The 18,806-nt window shown below is 70.0% G+C and carries 16 protein-coding genes; 6 read left to right on the top strand and 10 right to left on the bottom strand.

Annotated features, from left to right (window positions below; translation table 11 throughout):
* Window positions 1-21 precede the first annotated feature (21 nt).
* The 4 genes from htpG to ACSFA5_RS18140 all read left to right on the top strand — a co-directional run bounded on the left by htpG (window position 22) and on the right by ACSFA5_RS18140 (window position 5,534).
* Complete coding sequence (htpG, locus tag ACSFA5_RS18155; RefSeq protein WP_435445446.1) at window positions 22-2,058, top strand: molecular chaperone HtpG; 2,037 nt, start codon at window positions 22-24, stop codon at window positions 2,056-2,058.
* Window positions 2,055-2,657 (top strand): hypothetical protein, encoded by a 603-nt coding sequence (locus ACSFA5_RS18150; RefSeq protein WP_435445445.1) that lies wholly within the window; start codon window positions 2,055-2,057, stop codon window positions 2,655-2,657. The genes htpG and ACSFA5_RS18150 overlap by 4 nt, the downstream gene beginning before the upstream one ends.
* A gap of 73 nt (window positions 2,658-2,730) precedes the next feature.
* Window positions 2,731-3,717, top strand: a complete 987-nt coding sequence (locus ACSFA5_RS18145) for a Bug family tripartite tricarboxylate transporter substrate binding protein (RefSeq protein ID WP_435445444.1) — start codon at window positions 2,731-2,733, stop codon at window positions 3,715-3,717.
* A gap of 149 nt (window positions 3,718-3,866) precedes the next feature.
* Window positions 3,867-5,534 carry a hypothetical protein gene (locus ACSFA5_RS18140; protein WP_435445443.1) on the top strand — a complete coding sequence of 556 codons (1,668 nt, stop codon included), beginning with the start codon at window positions 3,867-3,869 and terminating at the stop codon, window positions 5,532-5,534.
* A gap of 27 nt (window positions 5,535-5,561) precedes the next feature.
* On the opposite strand, the gene ACSFA5_RS18135 is transcribed toward ACSFA5_RS18140, so the two are convergent.
* Genes ACSFA5_RS18135 through ACSFA5_RS18120 form a run of 4 tightly spaced genes read right to left on the bottom strand, consistent with a single transcriptional unit; the run spans window position 5,562 to window position 9,553 of the window.
* A complete protein-coding gene (locus ACSFA5_RS18135; protein WP_435445442.1) occupies window positions 5,562-6,689 on the bottom strand; it encodes a glycosyltransferase family protein in 1,128 nt (375 codons plus the stop codon).
* 3 nt (window positions 6,690-6,692) lie between these two features.
* Window positions 6,693-7,454: a hypothetical protein gene (locus tag ACSFA5_RS18130; RefSeq protein WP_435445441.1), complete on the bottom strand. Its 762-nt coding sequence runs from the start codon at window positions 7,452-7,454 to the stop codon at window positions 6,693-6,695.
* A complete protein-coding gene (locus ACSFA5_RS18125; RefSeq protein WP_435445440.1) occupies window positions 7,444-8,487 on the bottom strand; it encodes a hypothetical protein in 1,044 nt (347 codons plus the stop codon). The genes ACSFA5_RS18130 and ACSFA5_RS18125 overlap by 11 nt, the downstream gene beginning before the upstream one ends.
* 40 nt (window positions 8,488-8,527) lie before the next feature.
* Window positions 8,528-9,553, bottom strand: a complete 1,026-nt coding sequence (locus ACSFA5_RS18120; RefSeq protein ID WP_435445439.1) for a glycosyltransferase family 2 protein — start codon at window positions 9,551-9,553, stop codon at window positions 8,528-8,530.
* A gap of 96 nt (window positions 9,554-9,649) precedes the next feature.
* Between ACSFA5_RS18120 and ACSFA5_RS18115 the strand changes: the two genes are divergently transcribed.
* Window positions 9,650-10,990: a UDP-glucose dehydrogenase family protein gene (locus ACSFA5_RS18115; RefSeq protein ID WP_435445438.1), complete on the top strand. Its 1,341-nt coding sequence runs from the start codon at window positions 9,650-9,652 to the stop codon at window positions 10,988-10,990.
* Here the strand turns inward: ACSFA5_RS18115 and ACSFA5_RS18110 are convergent.
* The 3 genes from ACSFA5_RS18110 to ACSFA5_RS18100 are packed head-to-tail and all read right to left on the bottom strand — an operon-like array spanning window position 10,976 to window position 14,904.
* Window positions 10,976-12,127 carry a CaiB/BaiF CoA transferase family protein gene (locus ACSFA5_RS18110; RefSeq protein ID WP_435445437.1) on the bottom strand — a complete coding sequence of 384 codons (1,152 nt, stop codon included), beginning with the start codon at window positions 12,125-12,127 and terminating at the stop codon, window positions 10,976-10,978. The two genes, ACSFA5_RS18115 and ACSFA5_RS18110, sit on opposite strands and share 15 nt — an antisense overlap.
* Window positions 12,128-12,155: 28 nt before the next feature.
* A complete protein-coding gene (locus tag ACSFA5_RS18105; protein WP_435445436.1) occupies window positions 12,156-13,133 on the bottom strand; it encodes a Bug family tripartite tricarboxylate transporter substrate binding protein in 978 nt (325 codons plus the stop codon).
* Between the two features lie 34 nt (window positions 13,134-13,167).
* Entirely contained in the window at window positions 13,168-14,904 is a 1,737-nt protein-coding gene (locus tag ACSFA5_RS18100; protein ID WP_435445435.1) for an acyl-CoA dehydrogenase family protein, read from the bottom strand.
* Window positions 14,905-14,996: 92 nt separating this feature from the next.
* On the opposite strand from ACSFA5_RS18100, the gene ACSFA5_RS18095 reads away from it, so the two are divergent.
* Complete coding sequence (locus ACSFA5_RS18095) at window positions 14,997-15,899, top strand: LysR family transcriptional regulator (RefSeq protein WP_435445434.1); 903 nt, start codon at window positions 14,997-14,999, stop codon at window positions 15,897-15,899.
* On the opposite strand, the gene ACSFA5_RS18090 is transcribed toward ACSFA5_RS18095, so the two are convergent.
* From ACSFA5_RS18090 to ACSFA5_RS18080, 3 genes are all read right to left on the bottom strand, one after another.
* Window positions 15,890-16,924: a serine/threonine protein kinase gene (locus ACSFA5_RS18090; protein ID WP_435445433.1), complete on the bottom strand. Its 1,035-nt coding sequence runs from the start codon at window positions 16,922-16,924 to the stop codon at window positions 15,890-15,892. The genes ACSFA5_RS18095 and ACSFA5_RS18090 overlap by 10 nt on opposite strands.
* A gap of 33 nt (window positions 16,925-16,957) precedes the next feature.
* Window positions 16,958-18,073, bottom strand: coding sequence for a DUF2855 family protein (locus ACSFA5_RS18085; protein WP_435445432.1), 1,116 nt, complete (start codon window positions 18,071-18,073; stop codon window positions 16,958-16,960).
* A 265-nt stretch (window positions 18,074-18,338) separates the two neighbouring features.
* Window positions 18,339-18,764 (bottom strand): organic hydroperoxide resistance protein, encoded by a 426-nt coding sequence (locus tag ACSFA5_RS18080; RefSeq protein ID WP_435445431.1) that lies wholly within the window; start codon window positions 18,762-18,764, stop codon window positions 18,339-18,341.
* Window positions 18,765-18,806 lie beyond the last annotated feature (42 nt).

Raw genomic sequence — 18,806 nt, 5'->3', positions numbered from 1 at the left:
GACTCGACACTTCTTTTTTCCATGGCTGATTCCTCCAACACCAAACTCCCCTTCCAGGCCGAAGTCGCGCAACTGCTGCACCTCGTCACGCATGCGCTCTACTCGAACAAGGAAATCTTTCTTCGCGAGCTGATCTCCAACGCGTCGGACGCGTGCGACAAGCTGCGCTTCGAGGCGCTCGACCAGCCCGACCTGTACGAAGACCAGCCCGAACTCGACGTGCGCATCTCGTTCGACAAGGCAGCGCGCACGCTCACCATCACCGACAAGGGCATCGGCCTGTCGCGCCAGGAAGCGATCGACAACCTGGGCACCATCGCCAAGAGCGGCACCAAGGACTTCATGAGCAAGCTGAGCGGCGACCAGAAGGCCGACGCCCAGCTCATCGGCCAGTTCGGCGTGGGCTTCTATTCGGGCTTCATCGTGGCCGACCGCATCTCGGTCGAATCGCGCCGCGCGGGCGTGCCGCCCGAGCAGGGCGTGCGCTGGGCCAGCGGCGGCGCCGGCGACTTCGACGTGGCCGACATCACGCGCGCGGCGCGCGGCACCAGCATCACGCTGCACCTGCGCGACGATGCCGACGAATACCTCAACGCCTGGAAGATCAAGCAGGTCGTGGGCAAGTACTCCGACCACATCTCGCTGCCCATCCTGATGGAAAAGGAAGAGTGGAAAGAGGGCGAGAACGACCAGCCCGGCGACATGGTGAAGACCGGCGAATGGGAAACCATCAACAAGGCCAACGCCCTGTGGAGCCGCCCGAAGAAAGACATTTCCACCGAGCAGTACGAAGAGTTCTACAAGAGCATCAGCCACGACCACGAGGCCCCGCTCGCCTGGAGCCACAACCGCGTGGAAGGCAGCACCGAGTACACGCAGCTGCTCTACATTCCGGCCAAGGCGCCCTTTGACCTGTGGAACCGCGAGAAGAGCGCGGGCGTGAAGCTGTACGTCAAGCGCGTCTTCATCATGGACGACGCCGAGGCGCTGATGCCCAGCTACCTGCGCTTCGTGAAGGGCGTGATCGACTCGGCCGACCTGCCGCTGAACGTGAGCCGCGAGCTGCTGCAGGAAAGCCGCGACGTGAAGGCCATCCGCGAGGGCAGCACCAAGCGCGTGCTCGGCATGCTCGAAGACCTGGCGAAGAAGCAGAAGACCGGCCCCGAGAGCGGCGAAGGCCTGATCGACGTGAGCTCGGGCGAATCGGTGCCCGCGCCGGAGCCGACCGAAGCCGTGACCGACGTGGTCGACAAGAACGCGCCCACCGCCGCTGAAGCGGCCGCCGCGGCCGCCGACGAATCGGGCAAGTACGCCAAGTTCTACGCCGAGTTCGGCGCGGTGCTGAAAGAAGGCCTGGGCGAGGACATGGGCAACCGCGACCGCATCGCCAAGCTGCTGCGCTACGCCTCCACGACCACCGACACGGTGAGCGTGAGCTTCGCCGACTACAAGGCGCGCATGAAGGACGGCCAGGACGCGATCTACTACATCACGGCCGACACCCTGGCCGGCGCGAAGAACAGCCCGCAGCTCGAGGTCTTCAAGAAGAAGGGCATCGAGGTGCTGCTGATGACCGACCGCGTCGACGAGTGGGCGCTGAACTACCTCAACGAGTTCGACGGCACGCCGCTGCAGAGCGTGGCCAAGGGCGCGGTCGACCTGGGCAAGCTGCAGGACGAAGACGAGAAGAAGGCCGCCGAGGAAGCCGCCGAGTCGTTCAAGCCGCTGCTCGAGCGGCTGAAGGCAGCGCTCAAGGACAAGGCCGACGACGTGCGCGTGACCACCCGCCTGGTCGACTCGCCCGCCTGCCTGGTGGTGCAGGACGGCGGCATGAGCACGCAGCTCGCGCGCATGCTCAAGCAGGCCGGCCAGCCCGCGCCCGAACTGAAGCCCGTGCTCGAGGTGAACGCCGAGCATCCGCTGGTGAAGAAGCTCGAAAGCTCCGCGCATTTCGACGACCTGGCGAACATCCTGTTCGACCAGGCGCTGTTGGCCGAAGGCGGCCTGCCGGCCGACCCCGCGGCCTATGTGAGGCGCGTCAACGCGCTGCTGGTGTGACCGGCCGGCCGCGCGTCGTTCGTGGCGCAGCCATCGCTTCGGCGGGGTTGCTGCTGCTGATGGCGGGCGGCTGTTCGCACTACCGCATCGGCATTCCGCTGGTGCCCGGGCTCTCGCTGGGGCTGGGCGCCACCAAGGACGGCAATTTCTCGGTGGGCCTGAACACCGGTTTCGGCCCGCTCGGCGCCGGCGTGGCCGTGAACAACGGCGGGCTGGTGTCCGGCACGGCCGGCGTGGGTGTGGGCGTGGGGCCGGTGGCCACCGGGGTCGGCAAGGGCGCGGTGCTCTACGACCCGAAAGCCGCACCGGCCGTGCCGGCCGGCGCGGTGGCTTCGGCGACCCCCGTCGCTGCCGTCGCTCCGGTGGCGCCGGCGCCGGCCGCCCCGGTGCGCTATTCCACGCCCGCCGACCCTTTCACGCCGATGGCCACCGGCGCCCCGGCGCCTGCCGCCTTGCCGGCCAGGGCGCCCCTCGTCAAGATCACGCGTCCGCCGCCGGAGCCCCCGGTGCCTGCGGTGAACGTCAGCTACCGCACGCCGGGCGCGGCTGCGGCGCCGGCCCGCGACGTCGGCACGCCCGGCAACCCCGTCGCGCCCTGAGCGCGGCCGCCTGACGCGAACAGGCAACCCGGCCTAACATGGCGCCTGTATCTCCTTCGGAGACCGACGCACCATGACCCGCCGACCGCTGCTGCTGCGACTCCTGGTCCTGGCCGCGCTGGCTGCCACGGCGCTGCCCCGCGCGGCGAAGGCCCAGTTCGGCTACCCCGCCAAGCCCATCCGATGGATCGTGCCGTACCCGGCCGGTGCCGGCGCCGACATCGTCGCGCGCACCATCGCCGCGCAGCTGTCCGTCGACGCGGGCCAGCCCGTGCTTATCGAGAACCGCGCCGGCGGCAACACCGCGCTGGGCGCCATCGAGGCCGCGCGCGCGGCCGCCGACGGCTACACGCTGCTGTCGGCCGACAACGGCATGCTGGTGTTCAACCCCGCGCTGTACCGCAACCTCAGCTACAACCCGTCGCGCGACTTCGCGCCCGTCACCCTTCTGGGCCGGCTGCCGATGGTGCTGCTGGTCGGTCCGTCCAGCGGCCAGAAGGACGCGCGGGCTTTCATCGAGGATGCGCGCGCCTTCCCCGGCAAGGTGAGCTTCGCCTCGGCCGGCACCGGCAGCCCGCAGCACCTGGCGATGGAGCTGCTCGAGCGCGAGGCCGGGCTGGAGATGGTGCACGTGCCCTACCGCGGCGCCGCGCCCGCGCTGGCCGACGTGGCCGGCGGCCAGTTGCCCGTGATGATGTGCGACCTGGCCGCGTCGCGCCGCTTCATCCAGAGCGGCAAGCTGCGCGCGCTGGCGGTGGCGCACCCCCAGCGGCTGAAGGAGCTGCCGGGCGTGCCCAGCTTCGCCGAGCTCGGCATGCCCCGGGTGGAGGCGGCCGCGCTCATGGGCCTGGTGGTGCCCGCCAGCACGCCGGGCGAGCTGGTCACGCGGCTGCAGCAGTCGGTGGCCGATGCCATCCACAACCCCGTGGTGCAGCGCAAGCTGGCCGAGTTCGGCGTGCAGCCCGTGGGCGATGCGCCCAGCCAGTTCGCGGCGTTGCTGCAGGGCGAGTCGGCGCGCTGGCATCCGCTGATCCGCGAGCTGAATCTGGTGCTCGACTGAATCGGCGCGGCCCGGGGCCTTTACGGCAACTTTGCGCACCGCCCGCGCCGTTCTCATTGGTAGCTAAGAGTGCCTGCCTAGATTGGCGCATCGCTCAGGAAAGGCCGGAGGGACGGTCTGCAACCGGCAGCCCGGTCCTCCCGAGACCGATGACCACACGCCGTTTTCGCCACGTCGTCTTTGCGGACGACTTCTTCCGCTCGCCCGTCAACGGGTTGCAGTACCACGTCGCCAACCGGCGATTCCTGCGCGCCTTCTTCGACGCCGCGCTGGGCCGGCTCGACCTGCCGATGGGCGAGATCGCGCCGTTGTCCGAAGGCGGGCGCATCGACGTGGCGCGCCTCATGGACCGGCTGGAACTGCCCTGCACGCCGGCCGGCTGGGCGCGTGCCTGCACCGCCGACCTGGTGCCGCTCGCCGGGCGCGAGGGCCTGCCGGCGTTCGAGCCCGGGTGCCTGGTCATCGGCTGGGGCCTGACGCCCGCGCTGCAGCACTGCATCGACCGCGGCGGCGCGAGCTACCTGGACATCGAGATCGATCCGCGCCGCTTCACCGAGCACCTGCACTTCTGCGCGCGCACCAACGACCCGGTCATCGAAGCCGCGCTGCTGGCGCGCCGTGTGGACGAGGAGCTGTTCTGGAACCACGCGAGCGCGCTCAAGGGGCGTTTCGCGCGGCACGGCGCGCAGGCGCTGTTCGACCCGCGCCTGCGCATAGGCCTGTTCTTCGGCCAGAGCCTGGTCGACCTGTCGCTGGTGAGCGGCGGGCGCACCATGCACCCGGCCAGCGTGATCGCGCCGCTGCGCGAGCTGGCCCGCGGCGTCGACCTGCTGGTCGTCAAGCCGCACCCCTACGAGAGCGCGCTGCACGACCTGGCGCCCATTGCGCGCGCCATTCCCAACGTGGCGTGGACGCGCGAGAACACCTACGCGCTGCTGTCGGCCACCAACGTGCACTTTGCGGCCAGCCTGTCGTCGAGCGTGCTGACCGAGGCGCGCTACTTCCGCAAGCCCGCCCATGCGCTGATCCGCGCCGACCGCAACGCACCGGCGCAGCTGCCGCGGGCTTGCTCGGGCTGGATACCGATGGGCGCGGCGCTGGGGTCGGTGGACTGCATGGCTGCGGTGTGCAGCGCCGATGACGGTCCCTCGGCCGCTGGCCCGTCGGCCTGGCCGGCGGCGGCCCTCGACAAGGCCTTTCTCACGCGCTGGGGGCTCGACGACCAGTCCCACGGCCTGTGCGATACGGCCGAACTGCAGACCGACCGCCCCTACCTGTTCCACCCCGGCAGCCCCGCGATGGGCTGGCTCAGCCACGGCTGGGCGGGTTTCGACGGGGAGGGCGCGCGCAGCGAGGGCGAGCTGGCCTGCCTGGTGATTCCGCTGCCTTCGCTGTCGCACACGCCCGCGCAGGCGCACCAGCAGCCCTGCCGCCTGGAAGTGCGCATCGACTACCGCAGCAACGCCAAGGCCACCAGCGTGCACGCCATGTTCGACGGCATGGTGCTGCAGGGCCAGCGCGGCACCGGCGCGCGGCGGCGCAGCCTGGTCTTCGAGGTCGAGCCCACGGCGGGGCGCAAGTGCCTGGTGGTGCAGTTCGTGGTGGCTGCGGGAACGGTGCGCGGTGGCCTGATGCGCGGCGTGACCCGGCCGGCGTTCACGCTCAAGAAACTGCAGGTGTCGCTGCGCATGGGCCGTGGCGTGATTTCGGCGCCGCCGAAGACGAGCTCGAAGCCGTGGTCCGAGATGCATCCGGTGCGCGCGATGACGCGCGTATTTCGTGCGGTGGTCGATTCGGCGCGCGGGGTCGTGGGGTAGCCATCGGCCCGTGAACGCGCCCCGAACTCACCCCGGCGGCGAGCGTCCCGAAGTGGCCAGCGCGCACAGCAGCGCCGTCCAATTACGGAGCCTGTCGATGGCACCCTGCCGGCCTTCGTCAGCGTTCCCTGCGCTCTGCGGCAAGGCCAGCAACTCGCCAGCCGCCGTGGCCACCGCACGCGCGAACTTCGGCGCATCGCCGCGCCACACCACCACGCGGTGCGTCAGGCCCAGTTGTGCCGCGCGGCCCGCATTGATGGCTTGCTCGGGCTGGTCCGTCAGCAGCAGCAGGATGGGCTTGCGGTAGACCGACGCGATCGACAGCGCCGCCATGCCCGGCGCGGAAACGATGAAGGCGCTGTGCGCGGCCGCCTCGATCCAGTGCTCGTCGCGCGCATGCCATTGCGCGCGCTGCGCATAGCCCTCGCCGACCAAGTGCGCCGGCACGCCCGCGCTGGCCAGGCCCTGCTCCAGGCCGTCGGCCAGCGCCGGGTCTTCGAAATGCGGATTGAGGTAGACGGCGGCCACGTGCCGTGCCGCATCGCTGCGGTCCACCGCGTCGACAACCGCGACCGGCGTGGCCAGCCGGTGGCGGCCGCGGCCGTCATGCTGCGGCTCGCCGTAGGCGAAGTCATGCTCGATGCGCGCGCGGCTTCGGTCGATCTGCCAGGCCACGATGCCGCCGAACAGCTTGGCGACGGGGCCCGGCATGCGCCCCTTGAAGTTCGTCTCCAGCGCGTGCCGCAGGCTGGCGCCGTACACATGCACCACCTTGCGCCGCCAGAACGGCAGCCAGCCCATCCACAGCAGCGCGGGATGGAAGGAGTCGTTCACCACCAGGTCGGCATGGCGGAAATGCGCGCGCAGGCGCCACACGTCGCGCAGCATGCGCCCGGGATGGAACATGTAGTGCGCCACGTTGCGGTCGGTCTCGCGGCGCAGCATGTTCTGCTGCGCGTCGAATTGCACCGCGTAGTGGCGCGAGAGCACCGGCGCGTCGATGCCGAAGCCGGCAAGAAAGCGCGCGCCCTCGTCGGACGTGGTGAGCACCTGCACCTGCACGCCGGCCGCGCGCAGCGCGTGCGTGAGCAACTGGGCGCGCATCAGGTGGCCGCGCGCGTCCGCGGTCGCGAGGTAGACGATGCGCGCGGGCATCGCTCAGGCGTGCATCGGCCGCGCCGCGCCGGGGCGCAGGCGCAGGGCCGCGCCTGAGAGCCACATGCCCAGCGCGCCGGTGATGCCGAAGCCGCGCTCGGTGTCGCGCACCTCGCGCATCAGCTGCGCCAGGCGCGCCTGCTCGTGCGGCGCCACGCAGCGCTGCAGCGTGTGGCTGCACAGGCGGATGTGGCGGTCTTCGTCGGCCAGCACGCGTGTCAGCAGCGGGTGCAGCGCATGCTGCCCGCCAATCAGCGCGCAATGCCGCTGCAGGATGCGCGAGGCCATCTGCTCGGCCGCGAGGCCGATGGCATAGGCCGGCACCAGCCCGCCGTGCGCGAAGTGCGGCGCATGGCGGCGAATGAGCGCCTGCCAGCGCGCCAGCTTGCGCCGGCTCAGCCAGTCGGGCCGCGGCGCTTCTTCGGGCGATGCAGCGGCCTGCGCGTGGCCGCCGCGTTCGACGATGGCCTGCGCGAACAGGCGCGCGTGCAGTTGCTCGTCGGCCAGGTGCTGGTCGAGCTGGCGCACCAGCCAGTCGGGCGGGGCGATGCGCAGCTCGCGCTGCAGCGCCTGCTCTGAAGACTCTTCCCCCACCAGGTAGAAGCGCAGCAGCAGCATCTCGCCCGCGTTGCTCGCGTGCAGCTGGCGCAATGCGGCGCGCTTCACGTGGTGCACCAGCCGCGCCTGCAGCGCCGGCCAGCCGCGCAGCGCGGGCGGGGCGAGGCAGTCGAAGCCCGGTGCGGCGATGGCAGGTTCAGCGTCCATCGGCCTTCGCTTTCGCCGCCTGCACGGGTGGCTGCTGCTGTTGCTGCCAGCCCAGCACCAGCCCGATGAAGCTGTCCTGCAGGAACGCGCGCGCGGCCGCGTCGGCGCCCGCGAACTCGCGCTGCTGCCCGTCGTAGCGCACATAGCCCTTGCCGTTGGCCGCGCCGAGCACCAGCTTCTCGTTCTTGTGGAAGCCGCGCTGCAACAGCGGCTGCAGCAGCGACTGCGATTCGAGCCCGTACAGGAACAGGTCGCGCTGCACCACCTGGCGCGGAATCTGGCCGCTCAGCGCCTGCAGCTCCAGCGTCCAGTTTCCTTGCTGCATCGCGTCGGCCAGCGCGCGGCTGCTGGCGGCCGGCGCACGAAAGCGCGCGCGCGCAACCGACTTCGAGGCCTTGCTCAGCCCCAGGCCGATGGTGATGTCGGCGTCCTTCGCGCCGTCGGTGCGGTTGTCGTCCACCTGCACCAGCACGTTGGCCAGCCGCGCGGTGAGCGAGGGCCTGGCGAGCGCGGCGACGACCTGGTCGGCGCTGAGCACCACGCGCTCGGCGCCGGCGTCGTTCACCGCCACTTGGAACGGGTCGATGCGGATGTCGCTGAACTCGTCGCCCACGGGCGAGTGCGCATGGCTGCTCACCGACCAGTCGGTGCCCGAGCGGCTCAGCAGCGCATGGAAGGTCAGCGGCACGCGCTGGCCGCTGCGCGCCTGGCCGGAGCCCTGCAGCAGCACGTCGCCGACGATGGTCTTCTCGGCGTAGCTGCGCGTGTTGGTGAAGCGAATGGTGTGCGCCGCGCCGTCGAGCGCGGCGCGGGTGTCGGGGTCGTCCAGCGCAAGGCGGTTGCAGTCGTTGCCGACGCCTGCCAGCGCGGCGAAGGGGCAGCCCGCGTCGGACCTGAAGTTGAAGACGCCGCGGCCGGTGAAGTCGGCGGCGCCGGCCAGCGAGAAGGCGCCCGCGAGCGCGAGGCCGAGCGCGGCACGACGGGCAGCACCACGGGCGGTGGGCCGGGCGATGAAGGAAGAGCGGATGGGCATGGTCTTGTGTTGTTGTTCTTGTGCGGGAGAAGGGCCGCGCTCAGGGCCGGTGATAGGAGAGCGCCTGTGCGTCCGCATGGGTGCGCCCGGTGGTGTGCCAGCCGATGCCGCGCGCGAACGCGCCCAGCATGTCGACCGCCGAGAAACCCACGATGAGCGCCACGCCCGCCAGCCAGCGCACGCCGCGCAGCGGTGGAAGGTCTTGGCGGTTCAGCGCCTTCACGCTGAAACCCAGCCGCGTGAACAGCACGGCCAGCGGCCCGATCGGCCCGCTCCTGGCCAGCCATTGCCAGCGCGGCGACACATAGCTGCGCAGCAGGTGCGGCGTGAGCGAATAGGTGTCCTGCCCGCGCATCCAGCGCAGCTTGAGCGCCTCGGCACGCGTGTCGGGCAGGCGGTGCTCGGTGTGGGCCTTGGCAGCGTAGTGAATGGGCACGCCGGCCGCCTTCAGCCGCATGCCCAGCACCTGGCAGTGCGCGCGGTACACGCCGTCCAGCGCCTGGTAGCTGTGCTGCGCGAACACCTCGCGGCGGAAGACCACGTTGTTCGCGTAGAAGTTGCTCGTGGCGCCGGCGTGGTCTGCGTTCGGAAAGTACATGAAGTCGATGGTCGTCAGCGCGGTGCCCACCACGTTGGCCGCGTAGCTGGTGCGCCCGGCGACCACGGCGGGCGCATCGGCCTGCGTGAACGGCAGCAGCATCTGCAGCAGCCAGTCGTCGTCGGGCAGGCAGTCGGCGTCGGCGAACACCACGTGGGTGCAGCGCTGCGCATCGGTGGCCTCGAAGCCGACGTTCTTGGCGTCGTAGTAGCCGGTGGTGGTGTCGATGCGCACGAAGTCGACCGGGCGGCCCGCGAGCGCGCTCACGGCCTCGCAGGTGGCGGGGCTCAGCCCGTCGTGCGTGACGACCACCTGCGCCAGCGCGGTGAGCGGCAGCTTCTGCTTCGCCAGCAGGGCGACCAGGCGCTGCAGGCTGGTGGCCGTCTTTGCTTCGGCGTCCGCTCCGCCGCGCAGGTTGTTGGTCTCCAGGACCAGCGCGCAACGCGCGGCAACTTGATGGGGCATCATCGAATTTTCCTGTCCGGACATGGTTTTGAAAGCTTCCATCCTGCTTTTATCGCACAACCGCGCCAGCGGCCAGTGCGCCACATCAAGGGCGTGCCCATGAAGGTCAGTCTCTTCGGCGCCGGCTACGTGGGCCTGAGCTTCGCCGCCAGCCTGGCCGAGGCGGGCCACGAGGTGCTGTGCGCGGACGCGGACCTGGCGCGCATCGAGGGCCTGCAGCGCGGCCTGATGCCCTTGCACGAACCCGGCCTGGAGGCGCTGGTGGGGGCAGGCCTGGCCGCCGGCACGCTGCGCTTCACCGCCGACGCGCACGCGGCCTGCCTGCATGGCGAGGTGATCTTCATCGTGGTCAACACGCCGGCCGATGCGCAGGGGCGCGTCGACCTGCGCCATGTGATGGCCGTGGCGGCCGGCATCGGGCGGCACCGCGACCGCGAGGCGCTGGTCGTGTGCAAGTCGACCGCGCCCGTGGGCACTGCCGACCAGGTCGAGGCCGTGCTGGCCGGCGAGCTGGCGCAGCGCGGCGCGCACCATCGCATCGCGGTGGCGGTGAACCCCGAGTTCCTGCGCGAAGGCTCGGCGGTGCGCGACTGCCGCCAGCCCGACCGCATCGTGATCGGCTCCCAGGACCCGTGGGCCATCGCCCTGCTGACCCGGCTCTACGCACCGTTCATTCAAGACCCGAAGCAGCTGCTGGTGATGGACCGCCGCTCGGCCGAGCTCACCAAGTACGCGGCCAACGCGATGCTGGCCACGCGCATCAGCTTCATGAACGAGATGGCGCGCGTGGCCGAGCAGGCGGGCGCCGACATCGAGAGCGTGCGGCGCGGCATCGGTGCGGACCGCCGCATCGGGCCCGACTTTCTGCAGGCGGGCGCGGGCTACGGGGGCTCGTGCCTCGCGAAGGACGTGCGGGCGTTGCAGCGCATGGCCGAGCGCGACGGGCACACGCTGCGCATTCTCTCGGCGGTCGAGGCGACCAACCACGCGCAGAAGGGCCGGCTGTTCGACCTGATGGCGCACCACTTCGAAGGCCGTATCGCGGGCAAGACCATCGCGGTGTGGGGGCTGGCCTTCAAGCCCGACACCGACGACATGCGCGACGCACCGAGCCTGGTGCTGCTGGAGCGCCTGTGGGCGGCCGGTGCGCGCGCGCGGGTGTACGACCCGGCGGCGATGCCTGCCGCGCGCGGCATCGTCGGCGAGCGCGGCGACGTGCGCTGGTGCGCGACGGCCGACGAGGCGCTGCAGGGCGCCGATGCGCTGGCGCTGGTCACCGAATGGCCGGAGTTTCGCCAACCCGATTTCGCACGCATCGCGCAGGCGCTGCGCACGCCGGCCCTCTTCGACGGCCGCAACCTCTACGACGCGGCGCAGGCCGAGTCCGCGGGCATCGCGTACTACGGCATCGGCCGCGGCCGGTCGTCAATGTTCCGCTGAGTCTTCGGCTGCGGTGTCGAGGGGCAGGAAGGCCTTGCCGGGCGTGAGCGGCGCATGCCGGTAGCTCGCCGGCGTGCGGCCTAGCTTCACCGGCGCGCCGATGCCGCGGTAGCCGCCCGGCATCTCGACCACCATCTCGCGGTGCAGCGTGTGCGGATGCTGCAGCGCGGCGTCCACCGTCAGCACCGGCGCGGCGGGCACGCCGGCGGCCATGAGCCGGTCGACCAGCGCGCGGCCGTCGAACGCGGCCATCGCGGCCTCGAGCTGTTGCTTGAGCCCGTCGCGGTGCACGGAGCGCGCGCCGGCCGTGCGGTAGAGCGGATCGTCCGACAGCGCGGGCAGGCCGATGCAGCGGCACAGGCTGGCGAACTGGCGGTCGTTGCCCACGGCCACGAACACGGGGTCGGTGCCGGTGGCCAGCGCGTCGTAGGGGTAGATGTTGGGGTGCGCGTTGCCGGTGCGGCGCGGCGCGGTGCCGTCCATGAACCAGTTGGCCGCATGCGGGTGCAGCAGCGACAGGCCGCTGTCGTACAGCGCCGCCTCCACGAACTGCCCGCGTCCGCTGCGGTTGCGTTCCTGCAGCGCGAGCAGCACGCCGATCACCGCGTTGAGCCCGGTCACCATGTCGACCACCGGCAGGCCCACGCGCAGCGGTCCGCCGTCGGCCTCGCCGTTGATGCTCATGATGCCGGTCATGGCCTGCACGGCGGCGTCGTAGCCCGGCAGCGCACCCAGCGGGCCGTCGGCGCCGAAGCCCGACACGCGGCACCACACCAGGCGCGGAAAGCGCTGCGACAGCGTCTCGTGGCCGATGCCCCAGCGTTCCATGGTGCCGGTCTTGAAGTTCTCGATCAGCACGTCGGCCTCGGCCACCAGCGCGAGCAGTGCGTCGCGGCCTTCGTCGGTCGAGAAGTCGAGGTGCTGCACGCGCTTGTTGCGGTTCAGGCCGTGGTAGTACGAGGCCACGCCCTCCTTGAAGGGCGGGCCCCAGGTGCGCGTGTCGTCGCCCTGCGGTGGCTCGACCTTGAGCACGTCGGCACCGTGGTCACCGAGGATCTGGCCGCAGTACGGGCCGCCGAGGATGCGGGAGATGTCGAGGACGCGGATGCCTGCGAGGGCGCCTTGGGCTTGGGTCATTTCGGTGTTCCGTGCAAGCGACCGCAAATCAATCGAGCTGCGCCCCTGATTTCAGAACGACGCTCTTCCACTTTTCAGACTCCGCGGCAACGAACTGCCCGAGCTTTTGCGGCGACGTATCGGCCGATGCCTCGAGACCCTGGGACGCGAACATCTGCTTCACCTTCGGCGAGTTCAACACCTCCGCGAACGCATGGTTGAGCTTGGCGATGCGGTCGACCGGCGTGCCGGCCGGCGCGACGATGCCGAAGAACACGCTCACGTCATAGCCCTTGTAGCCCTGCTCGGAAATGGTGGGCACGTCGGGCAGCGCCTGCGAACGTGCGAGCGTGGCCACGCCCAGCGCACGCAGCTTGCCGGCCTTGACGTAGGGCAGCGCCGTGAGGATGTCGGTGAAAGTCATGCTCACCTGGTTGCCCAGCAGGTCGTTCAGCGCCGGGCCCGTGCCCTTGTACGGAATGTGCTGCAGGTCGGTACCGGCCACGGAGTTGAAGAGCACACCCGCCAGGTGCGACGATGCGCCGTTGCCCGACGAGGCATAGCTGAGCTTGCCCGGGTTGGCCTTGGCATAGGCCACCAGTTCGGGCACCGTCTTCACCGGCAGGGCAGGGTTCACCACCAGGATGTTGGGCAGGTAGCCGACCTGGATGACGGGCGCGAAGCTCTTGACCGGGTCGTAGTTGATCTTGCGGTACAGGCTCTTGTTGATGGCCAGCGGGCCCGAGGTGCCGAACATCAGCGTGTGGCCGTCGGCTTCGGCACGGGCCACGTATTCGGCGCCGATGTTGCCGCCCGCGCCCGCGCGGTTCTCCACGATCATGGGCTGGCCGAGGCGGTCTTTCATCTCGGCGGCGAGCGTGCGCGCCATCGCGTCGGTCGGGCCGCCGGGCGGGAAGGGCACGACCAGCATCAGGGGCTTGGAGGGGAAGGCGTCGGCGGCATGGGCGGCGGGCCATGCGGAGAAGAGCGTGGCGCAGGCGGCCAGAAGGAAGGTCGAGCGTTTCAAGGGATGTCTCCGTTTTTGTGAATGGACCAGTGGCTCAGGCGAGCGCGCTTGCGGGTTGAACGTGGGCGCCGTTCCAGTCCGCGGGCATGGCGTCGGGCGAGAGCGGGTCGCGCGGCAGCACGCGGTGCAGCAGCACCAGCTGCGACCAGCGCAGGCGCGCGGCGGAGCCGCCGTGCGCCGCCTCCCAGGCCATGGCGATGGCGCTGGTGCAGTGGTAGAGCGCGGAGGCGGCTTGCCGTGCGAGCACGTCGCCGCCTTCGCGCGCGGCGGTTTCTGCCAGCGCGGCAGCGCGTGCGAACGCATCGTGCAAGGCCTTTGAAAAAGCGGGAGTGAGCGCCGCGTCGTCGAGCAGCTTCTCGCAGTGCGCGCGCAGCACCGGCAGCGAGCCTTCGCGCTTCACCGCGCGAATCACGTCCAGCGCCACGATGTTGCTGGTGCCTTCCCAGATCGAGCCCAGGTGCGCATCGCGCACCAGCCGCGCGTCGCTCCACTCCTCGATGTAGCCGCAGCCCCCGCGCACTTCCATTGCGTCGCCCGTCACCTTGCGCGCGTCGCGGCAGGCGCGGAACTTGATGAGCGGCGTGAGGATGCGCAGCAGCGCGTACGCATCGGGCTCGGCCGCATCGGAGCGGGCCAGCGCCAGGGCGGTCTGGCACACCATCGTGCGTGCCTGCTCGGCCGGCAGGCGCAGCTTGTCGAGCTGGCGCTGCATGAGCGGCATCTGTTCCAGCGTGCGGCCGAATGCGCGGCGCTGCGAAGCGATGAACTCGGCCTCGGCCACCGCGCGCCGCATCAGGCCCGCAGCGCGCACGCCGTTCGACAGGCGCGAGTTGTTGACCATGTCGGCCATCTGCACGAAGCCGCGGCCGGCCTCGCCCACCAGGTGCGCGAACGCCCCTTCGAGGCGGATCTCGCCGCTGGCCATCGAGCGCGTGCCCAGCTTGTCTTTCAAACGGATGATGCGGTAGTGGTTCAGGCTGCCGTCGTCCAGCCGGCGCGGCAGCAGGAAAAGCGACACGCCCTTCATGCCTGGCGCACCGTCTTCGGCGCGCGCGAGCACCATCGCGAAGTCCGCATCGGGGTTCGAGCAGAACCACTTGTCGCCTGTGATGCGCCAGCTTCCGTCGGACTCTTGCCGCGCGGTCGTGGCGGTCGCGGCGATGTCGGAGCCGGCGGCCTGCTCGGTCATGAACATCGCGCCCTGGGCCAGCTCGTCGAAATCGAGCGAGGTCAGGCGTGGCAGGTATTTGGCGACCAGCTCGGGCGTGCCGAACTTCTTCAGCGTGCGCGTGAGCGAGTCGGTCATCGACACCGGGCAGCACAGGCCGAACTCGGCCTGCACGAACAGGTAGGTCAGCACGTATTTCACGAGCGGCGGCATCTTGCCCTGCCAGCCCAGCGTGTCGTCGCGGTGCGAGATGGCGGCCAGGCCGAACTCGCTGAGCGCCAGGCGCTCCATCTCCACGTAGGCCGGGTGCTTGACGACCTTCTGCTCGTCCAGCCCGGTGCGCGTGCGCTGCTTCAGCGTGGGCGGGTTGCGGTCGGCGGTGCCGGCCAGCTCGTCGAGCAGGCCGCCCGCCATGCCGCCCAGCCGCTCGAAGTGCGGCTGCATGTGCGCGCGCAGGTCGGCGGGCAGGTAGAGCGCGAGCAGGGCGTGCAGCTCTGTGTCGGTGGTGAACAGGTTCTGACCGTGGCGGTCGGGAATGGGATGCAAATCGGGGCGCGCGCCTTGCGGCGCGGCGGTGGCAGCGTGTGCAACTTGCTCTGACATGGCTTTTTGTCTCCTGGTTCGCCGCATTGTTGAAGCCACGACGATCCGTGTCTAATATCGATTTGGTCTTGTTCTATTCGATCTGACTATCCATGGAACTTCGACACCTGCGCTACTTCTCCGTGCTTGCCGACGAGCTGCACTTCGGGCGCGCGGCGCGGCGCCTGTCGATCTCGCAGCCGCCGCTGTCGGTGGCCATCCGGCAGCTCGAGGAGTCGGTGGGCGCGCGGCTGTTCGAGCGCAACAGCAAGGAGGTGCGGCTCACGCCCGCGGGAGACGCGCTGCGCATCTCGGCGCGTCGCGTGCTGCTGCAGGCCGAAGAAGCCGCCATCGAGGCACGCGACGTGGCGCTGGGCTCGGCGGGGCGGCTGCGCATCGGCTTCGTCGGCGCCATGCTGTACCGGGGCCTGCCGCAGGCGCTGCGCGCATTCCAGGCGAAGCACCCGGCGGTGCGCATCACGCTGAGCGAGCTCAACTCCGGCGTGCAGATTTCCGAGCTGCTGAACGACCGGCTCGACCTGGGTTTTGCCCACACGCGCCGCGTGCCGCAGGAGCTGCAGCACCGGCTGCTGCTGTCGGAGCCTTTCGTGGCCTGCCTGCCCTCTGGCCATGCGCTGGCGCGCAAGCGCGTGCTGGCCCCGGCCGACCTGCGTGACCAGCCTTTCGTGCTGTTCTCGCGCGAGGCTTCACCCGATTACCACGAGCGCATCCTGTCGATCTGCGCCGACGCGGGCTTTTTGCCCGAGGTGCGCCACGAGGTGCGCCATTGGCTGGCGGTGGTGTCGCTGGTGTCGCAGGGCATGGGCGTGGCGCTGGTGCCGCAGGCGATGCGGCATTCGGCGCTGCGCGGCGCGGTGTTCCGCCCGCTCGACCGGGAGGTGGCGCAGTCGGAGGCCTATGGCATCTGGCGCAACGGGCCGGCCAATGTGCTGGTCGAGCGGCTGCTGCAAGGCGTGGCGGACAGCATCGAAGCCGCCGCCAGGCTTCAGGCGTAGAGCGGCTCTTCCGCCATCTGCTCGCACTGGTCTTCGAGCACGAGGATCTGGCCCTTCCAGTAGTCGCTGGAGCCGAACCACGGAAAGTTGATCGGAAAGATCGGGTCTTCCCAGCGCCGCGCCAGCCACGCGCTGTAGTGAATGAGCCGCAGCGTGCGCAGCGGTTCGATCAGCGCCAGCTCGCGCCGGTCGAACTCGCGGAACTGCTCGTAGCCGTCGAGCAGGCCCGACAGCTGCGAGGTGCGCTGCGCGCGGTCGCCCGACAGCAGCATCCACAGGTCCTGCACCGCGAAGCCGGTGCGCGCGTCGTCCAGGTCGACGAAGTGCGGGCCGCCGCCGGGGCGGTCGGTGGGCGTCCACAAGATGTTGCCTGGGTGCACGTCGCCGTGCAGGCGCAGCTTGCGCGGCTTGAAGTCGGAGGCCGGCGGCTGCAGCGCGAGGGCGGTTGCGCGCACCATGTCCAGCGCCTCGTTGCAGGTTTTTTCCCATTCGCGCTGCATGTCGAGCGGAATCTTGTCGTTTTCCAGCAGCCAGTCGCGCGAGTCGAGGCCGAAGGTCTGCAGGTCGAGCGCGGGGCGGGCCTCGAATGGCCTCGCGCTGCCCACGGTGTGGATGCGCGCCAGAAAGCGGCCCACCCATTCGAGCACCTCGAAGTCGTCGAGCTCCGGCGAGCGACCGCCGCGGTACGGGCTCACGCTGAAGGCGAAGCCGGCGTGGTGGTGCAGGGTCTTGCCGTCGAAGGCCAGGGGCGCCACGGCGGGCACTTCGCCGGCCGCCAGTTCGAGCGAGAAGCCGTGCTCCTCGAGGATCTCGGCGTCGGTCCAGCGGCCGGGGCGGTAGAACTTGACCACCACCGCGCTGCGGTCTTCCAGGAACACCTGGTAGACCCGGTTTTCATAGGAGTTCAGGCCGGTGAGCCGGCCGTCGCCGTACAGGCCGAGCGTTGCGAGCGCGTCGAGCACCACGTCGGGCGTGAGGCTCTCGTAAGGATGGGTGTTCGCGGGCGCTGCAGAGGAAAGAGTCATGCGGCGATTGTCGCCACACGGCGAGCGGCGGTCTCAGGCGCCTACAGGTTGTTTGTAAAGAGAAAGGACATGGCCGCTGCGCGGGTCGCCCTTGCCCGCGAGCACTTGCGCATAGGCGGCAGCCACCGCGTCGCCGCCGTGGTGGTGTTCGGCATGCAGCCAGGGGCTTTTCGCGTCAGTGACCTCGGCGATGAATGCGTGCCAGGCCGCGACCATGCGCTTGCCGAATTCGTCGGCGCCCCACTCCGCCGTGCGCTTCTTGATCTGCGCCGGCGCGAAGAACAGCGTGGCGCGCGGGCCGGCCAGGTCCTTGCCCGCGCCCTTGGCCGCGAGCTGCTCGACGTGCGTGCCGCCGATGGAGCTGCTGTATTTCAGGTGGATGAAGCGTTCGTGGACCGCGTTGCGCAGCGCCCCGTTGCCCGCGAAGTCGACGTACACGCAAGGCGTGTCGGCCGCGATGCTGTCGAGCGCGTCGTAGGTCAGCACGCGGTCGTAGCAGCCCAGGCTTTCGCAGAAGGCGACGTTGGCGGGCGACGTGAGGCCGATCACCTCGATGCCCTTGCGCTGGTGCAACTGAAATGCGGTGCCATAGGCCGTCTTGCTCGACGCGCTCGACAGCAGCATCGTCTTCGCACCGAAGAAGTCGTTGTCGGCCATGAAGTCGTCGATCAGCCACGAGGTGATGAACAGCGGGCGCAGCAGCGCCTGGATGTCTTCGGTGTCGGCCGTGTAGAGCGCATCGCTCGCGCAACGGAAGTACTGGTTGTAGACGGCCGGCAGCGCTGCGCGGTGCTCCGCCATGTCGGCGAAGCGCTCGGCCGACAGCCGCCCGGGGCTGAGCACCGCGCCCGAGGCCATCGGCCAGTAGCCGTACAGCCGCTCGCCCACCGCCACGCCCGGGTGCAGCGACTGCACCACGCTCGCGAAGCCCCACACGGGGATGCTGCCCCAGCCTTCTTCACCGGTCGGATAGAACTGCCAGTAGCTCATCGCATCGCCGAAGGCGGCGTAGGTGATGTTGTTCGAGGTGAGCGCAAAGTTGTCGATGCGCACGCGCACCTGGCCGTCGGCCAGGGCTTCGTCGTCGGCGGTGTGCAGGCGCGTGGTGGCGAGCTGGTCTTTGCGAATCAGGAGGCTGGTCGTGCGCATGGGTGAAGCTCCGGCAGTGGATGTGCCCGCGACGTTAGCCAAGCCGGATGAAAGGCGCTAGCGTGCAGCGCGTTTCGGCGTCACCCGTGAGACATCGGCGGGCACAAAAAAAGCGACCTGGCTTGTGACCGGATCGCTTTCAAGGAATGGACAGTCTCCTTCAAGGGAACACCGAGGAACCGGCTTTGCCGGGCCTCAGGTGTTGCCCCCGGTAGGGGGAAGGAGCAGCGACACGAAGTGCGCGAAGCCTGGGGGCGAGCCCAGGTCAGGCAATGGTGAGTTCGACGTCGATGTTGCCGCGCGTCGCGTTCGAGTACGGGCACACCTGGTGGGCGGTGTCGACCAGCTTCTGCTTGGCTTCGGCGTCCAGGCCCGGCAGCGTGATCGCCAGCTTCACGGAAACGCCGTAAGCCGCGCCGCCGTTCGTCGGGCCGAGGGAAACGCTGGAGTCGATGGACACGTCGTCAGGCACCGTCACGCCGATCTTCGGGCCGACGGCCTTCATCGCACCGATGAAGCAGGCGGCGTAGCCGACCGCGAACAGCTGTTCGGGGTTGGTGCCGGGCTTGCCGGAGCCGGGCGAGCTCAGCTTGACGTCGATGGCGCCGTCGCTGGACTTGCCTGCGCCGTCACGGCCGCCGACGGTGTGGGCTTCTGCGGTGTAGAGCACTTTGTCGAGCTTGGTGGTCATGGTGATTTCCTTTGATGAAGTGAAGGGACAGGGTGAACGTTG

It is taken from the genome of Variovorax monticola, from assembly GCF_051216855.1.
GTDB lineage: Bacteria > Pseudomonadota > Gammaproteobacteria > Burkholderiales > Burkholderiaceae_C > Variovorax.
This window is presented reverse-complemented; position numbering and strand designations above follow the sequence as displayed.

Excerpts from the sequence above, each read along its gene's own strand:
- htpG (WP_435445446.1), top strand. The coding sequence starts at position 22 with ATGGCTGATTCCTCCAACACCAAACTCCCCTTCCAGGCCGAAGTCGCG.
- ACSFA5_RS18145 (WP_435445444.1), top strand. The coding sequence starts at position 2,731 with ATGACCCGCCGACCGCTGCTGCTGCGACTCCTGGTCCTGGCCGCGCTG.
- ACSFA5_RS18140 (WP_435445443.1), top strand. The coding sequence starts at position 3,867 with ATGACCACACGCCGTTTTCGCCACGTCGTCTTTGCGGACGACTTCTTC.
- ACSFA5_RS18135 (WP_435445442.1), bottom strand. The coding sequence starts at position 6,689 with ATGCCCGCGCGCATCGTCTACCTCGCGACCGCGGACGCGCGCGGCCAC.
- ACSFA5_RS18130 (WP_435445441.1), bottom strand. The coding sequence starts at position 7,454 with ATGGACGCTGAACCTGCCATCGCCGCACCGGGCTTCGACTGCCTCGCC.
- ACSFA5_RS18125 (WP_435445440.1), bottom strand. The coding sequence starts at position 8,487 with ATGCCCATCCGCTCTTCCTTCATCGCCCGGCCCACCGCCCGTGGTGCT.
- ACSFA5_RS18120 (WP_435445439.1), bottom strand. The coding sequence starts at position 9,553 with ATGATGCCCCATCAAGTTGCCGCGCGTTGCGCGCTGGTCCTGGAGACC.
- ACSFA5_RS18115 (WP_435445438.1), top strand. The coding sequence starts at position 9,650 with ATGAAGGTCAGTCTCTTCGGCGCCGGCTACGTGGGCCTGAGCTTCGCC.
- ACSFA5_RS18110 (WP_435445437.1), bottom strand. The coding sequence starts at position 12,127 with ATGACCCAAGCCCAAGGCGCCCTCGCAGGCATCCGCGTCCTCGACATC.
- ACSFA5_RS18100 (WP_435445435.1), bottom strand. The coding sequence starts at position 14,904 with ATGTCAGAGCAAGTTGCACACGCTGCCACCGCCGCGCCGCAAGGCGCG.
- ACSFA5_RS18095 (WP_435445434.1), top strand. The coding sequence starts at position 14,997 with ATGGAACTTCGACACCTGCGCTACTTCTCCGTGCTTGCCGACGAGCTG.
- ACSFA5_RS18090 (WP_435445433.1), bottom strand. The coding sequence starts at position 16,924 with ATGACTCTTTCCTCTGCAGCGCCCGCGAACACCCATCCTTACGAGAGC.
- ACSFA5_RS18085 (WP_435445432.1), bottom strand. The coding sequence starts at position 18,073 with ATGCGCACGACCAGCCTCCTGATTCGCAAAGACCAGCTCGCCACCACG.
- ACSFA5_RS18080 (WP_435445431.1), bottom strand. The coding sequence starts at position 18,764 with ATGACCACCAAGCTCGACAAAGTGCTCTACACCGCAGAAGCCCACACC.